Annotated in this window: 1 protein-coding gene; it reads right to left on the reverse strand. The window is 66.9% G+C overall.

Annotated features, from left to right (window positions below; translation table 11 throughout):
- Positions 1–197: 197 nt before the first annotated feature.
- Positions 198–1553, reverse strand: coding sequence for a PLP-dependent aminotransferase family protein (locus tag PMN64_RS42770; RefSeq protein ID WP_411785106.1), 1356 nt, complete (start codon positions 1551–1553; stop codon positions 198–200).
- Positions 1554–1932 lie beyond the last annotated feature (379 nt).

The raw sequence follows: 1932 nt of genomic DNA on the forward strand, positions 1-1932 counted from the left end.
ACTATACCATGGTCGTCGGCAGCGTCAGATGTGTATAAGAGACAGCTCTCCAGGAGTCACATCGTGGAGAGAGCCCCCACCCGTATTGCATCTTCGATGCAATACGACCTAAGAGCGAGCTTCGCTCGTCTCGACCCCCGCAGGCGGGAGAGGTAGAACCAGTCTGCCTCGAGACCTTCATCCCAACTCATCCTGGTCTAGCGCCCGATCGCGCGCTGCAAGGCCGGCATCAGTTTCGGGTCGCGGCATTGCGCGACGTTGAAGCGCATGAAGGCGGCGGCCGTCTGCGAGGCGCTGAACACGTTGCCCGGCGCCAGCACGACATTGTCCGCGAGCGCCAGCCGCGCCACGTCGGCGGAATCGCATCCGTCGGGCAGATGGCACCACAGATAGAAGCCGCCGCGTGGCATCAGCCAGGGTGTGACGCCGATGCGCTGCAATTTGTCGCCGACGTCGCGGCGGGCGCGGGCAAGGCGCCGGCGCAGCTCCTCGACATGCTTGCGATAGAAGCCGCTCGACAGCACGCTGGCGATGATCTCAGTGGCAACCGCGCTCGGCCCGCCGAAACCGGTCGCGACCTGGAGATCGACGAGATCCTCGATCCAGTCCGCGCGCGCGGCGATGAAGCCGCAGCGCACCGATGCCGACAGCGTCTTGGAGAAGCTGCCGATCCGGATCACCCGGTTGAGCCCGTCGAGCGCGGCGAGCCGCGCCGAAGGCTCCGGCTCGAAGTCCGCAAAGATGTCGTCCTCGACGATGGTGAGATCGTAGGCTGTGGCGGCATTCAGCACGCGGTGCGCGGTCTGCGGCGACAGCGTCGCGCCGGTCGGATTATGCAGTGCCGAGTTGGTGACATAGAGCCGCGGTCGCTCGGCGGCCAGTGTCGCCTCGAAGCTCGCGACATCGGGCCCCGACGCCGTATAGGGCACGCTGACGATGCGAACCTGATGCGCGCGCAGCAGCGCCCGGAAATTGAAGTAGCAGGGATCGTCGACCAGCACGGTGTCGCCGGGCCGCAGCAGGAAGCGGCAGACGAGGTCGATCGCCTGGGTGCCGGATGCGGTCAGCAAGAGCTGCTCGGGCGGCACCTCGAGGCCCTCGTCGGCAAACCGCGCCATCAGGATCCGGCGCAGCGCGAGCGAGCCGCGCGTCGCACCATAGTCGGAGAGCACGGCGTCGTCGGCCCGCGCCAGGCCGCGCAACGCGCGCCGCAGCGCCTCCGTCGGCATCCACTCGGCCGGCAGCCAGCCGCAGCCGGGCTTGAGCGCGCCGGTCTCGGCATCGAGCGATTGCCGCGACACCCAGAACGGATCGACCGCGCGGTCGCGCTGCGGCTGGTCCTTGGCGAGTGCGAGCGGCGGCAGCGCCGCAGACGAGACATAGAAGCCGGAACCGGGCCGGGCCCGGATCAGGCCCTCGGCGACGAGGCGGTCATAGGCTTCGACGACGGTGGAGGGCGAGACGCCCATGGTCGCGGCCAGGCCGCGGATCGAGGGCAGGCGGTCGTCGACGACCAGCGCGCGGCTCGCCACCTTGGCGCGGATCGCGTTCATCACGTCGGTGGTCCGCGTCGCCTTTGGTGCATCGGATTGCTGTTGCAAGTGTATGCCTACCTTTGCCCATACAGTTTTGCGGTATTGTACTGATCTGTAGCTGCCTTGGCGAGTCTCCGCCGGCTATGGTCGGTGCGAAGGCCGCGTGAGATTCGGTTGAATCGGTCGGCCGCAATCTCGCTGTACCTCTCCCGCTTGCGGGGGAGGTCGCATCGCATCGAAGATGCGATGCGGGTGGGGGCTCTTGTCACATAGAGATAGTCTCTTCGTGGAGAAACCCCCACCCCAACCCTCCCCCGCAAGCGAGGGCTTTGCGCAAAGGGGAATCTGCGATTCTCTAAGACCGATCTGAAGGGGGAGGCGGGGATGGCGTATCGGC

Source organism: Bradyrhizobium sp. UFLA01-814, from assembly GCF_046718885.1.
Classification (GTDB): Bacteria; Pseudomonadota; Alphaproteobacteria; order Rhizobiales; family Xanthobacteraceae; genus Bradyrhizobium; species Bradyrhizobium elkanii.

Coding starts and splice junctions, on each gene's coding strand:
- PMN64_RS42770 (WP_411785106.1), bottom strand. CDS start 1,553: ATGAACGCGATCCGCGCCAAGGTGGCGAGCCGCGCGCTGGTCGTCGAC.